Raw genomic sequence first — 2,242 nt, forward strand, 5'->3', positions numbered from 1 at the left:
ATAAGTATAAATACTGAGATTATTCCAAGAAAGTATGGTGCTTTTCTAAGAAATTAATGATTTTTATAGCTAATGATATAGCTTATAAAGTTTTGAGGCTAAAATTTAATGATTTGTTAATATTAAAAAGAAGATGTTGCTATTCCAACACCTTCTTTTTAAGCTAAGATACTGGCTTATCTAAAAATGTAACTCACTCTTGGGAGCAGGTGGAAACCAGACCAAGGGAAATCAGGCATGAGAAATATACCGCTCTCGACACCAACTGTCCAATGTTGTGAAATATTAAATGAAAGCTCTGCCTTAAATGGGAAAGCCAAATTAGAACTACCTGCGAAAGCAAAACTTTGAAACTGCCAAAAATTATTATTCTCTTCATACAAAGGAAATCTTGAAAGATGAGTCAATATGCCTAAACCTGTACCTAATGCCATGCTAAAACGATTTATATCTATTACCCTGTATTTGTACATCAATGAAAACGACCTAAACTCTACTTTAGAGGTTGGAAAAAAAGAAACAGCAGTGCTTTTAGAAATATCCTCATTGAATCTTGATACATACTCATGATTACCTGTGGTATAGTTCAGTGAAAATATGTGCCGTTTTTTGATAAAATAATTCGCATCGATAGCATAACCTAATCCAACTTCTGGTGATTTGAAGTATCTTCCTGAAGGAGAGCCAATCATGCCAATACCCAAAGAAATCATCAAATCTTTGTGGTCTTGGGCAAAAGCAAAATTGCTTGCTAATAAGAATAAAATGATTAATTTTTTCATAATTAAAGATGATTTATATGTTATAACAATCACAGCCTACTAAATCAGCATGAAGTAATCTATTAGACTGTGATTTTTTAACATTATTTGGATATTAAAAGAATACTTGAAAGGTAAAGGAAGACCTTGTACCATACGTCCAATTTGATGGTTCTGTTCTCCAAACAGTCCAACCACCAATCCAAATATCGCCACTCTTCCTACTTACTTCAGTTGATAATGAAATAGTTGGCGAATTTCCTGTTTGATACGAAACAGATAAAGTTGTTGGACTATTCGAACCTGTATCATCCCACTCAAGCCAACCATAACTAATAGCATTGCCATAGCTTGTATTCCATGTAAATAAAAAATCTCCGTAGTAGCAACCATCATCATTAGTGCCAGGACCATTTTGATCCATGCCACATTCTCGCCCACATGTGTATAGGCTATTATCTATGAGTTTTGATACTGTAGTTCCGTTTTGACTAGCTGCAACTGTCAATCTAAATTCCATTTGACCTTGTGACCAATGTTCAAATAAACTTGCATCTGGGAAATATATTCTACCCAACCTTTCTGCACTATTTTCACCTCTCCCGTTAGAAATAGGCTTATGATTTACTAATCCATCATACAAATTTCCATTATCATCTGTTCTTTCACTCCTGCCCAAGACTATAACTGGCTTATCTGGTACTTTTTGTCCATCAATAAAATATACATTACCCTTGTGGTCAAAAGCCTTAAGTTGCTTTATATCCCGTTCAATAATCCCTTGTGCTTGTGGTGCTATTACAACTAAAGGTATATAATTATCCGTATCCCAACCTTCACAATTTACGGGAACAGAGATTTGAAACTTCGGGATTTTTGATGCTTGAGTACGCACATTGCTATTTTTCTGTTGTAAGTGTTCTTCTACCGATAAGCCGTTTTGCATTTTCAGATTTTTAAAATTTTTGTAGAGAATATCATAGTCCCCATCAAACTGTTTCATTGCCTCTGTTTTTATCAGTTTCCGTATTTCAGGGTTTGCCATTTCTTTGGCAAGTGCAAGCGCAAATTCTTCCAGATTGCGATTAATTTCATCATAATTGAAACCCTCATCGTTAAAAGGAGAAGACGTGGATTGGCTTGCTTTCTCATTCACATTTAACACTTCTTTCTCTATGTCTTTGATTTGGGACTTTTGACAACTTACTGCAAAAATTAAAACTAAAATAAGTGCTAAAAATCTTTGCTTGTCAAAGAAAAAAATACTAAAGAATTTTGAATTTTTGAATTTTTGAATTTTTGAATTTTTGAATTTTTGAATTTTTGAATTTTTGAATTTTTGAATTTTTTTCTACTAACTTTTTCATACAATTAAAAATTTTAGGTTTTGAAAAAAATACTTGTCAGAGTAGGAAAAGTTGCAACTTCAAAAAAGCAAGCATAGACAAGGGGGCTATACCTGCCCAACACCACAAAGGAAA

At 33.4% G+C, this 2,242-nt stretch carries 2 protein-coding genes; both read right to left on the reverse strand.

Annotated elements, in window-relative coordinates:
- Positions 1 to 176 precede the first annotated feature (176 nt).
- Positions 177 to 782 carry a hypothetical protein gene (locus tag BM141_RS22310; RefSeq protein WP_091549643.1) on the reverse strand — a complete coding sequence of 202 codons (606 nt, stop codon included), beginning with the start codon at positions 780 to 782 and terminating at the stop codon, positions 177 to 179.
- Between the two features lie 94 nt (positions 783 to 876).
- A complete protein-coding gene (locus tag BM141_RS22315; protein WP_143091090.1) occupies positions 877 to 1,917 on the reverse strand; it encodes a hypothetical protein in 1,041 nt (346 codons plus the stop codon).
- Between the last annotated feature and the right edge of the window lie 325 nt (positions 1,918 to 2,242).

It is taken from the genome of Thermoflexibacter ruber (assembly GCF_900113045.1).
GTDB classification, from domain to species: domain Bacteria; phylum Bacteroidota; class Bacteroidia; order Cytophagales; family Thermoflexibacteraceae; genus Thermoflexibacter; species Thermoflexibacter ruber.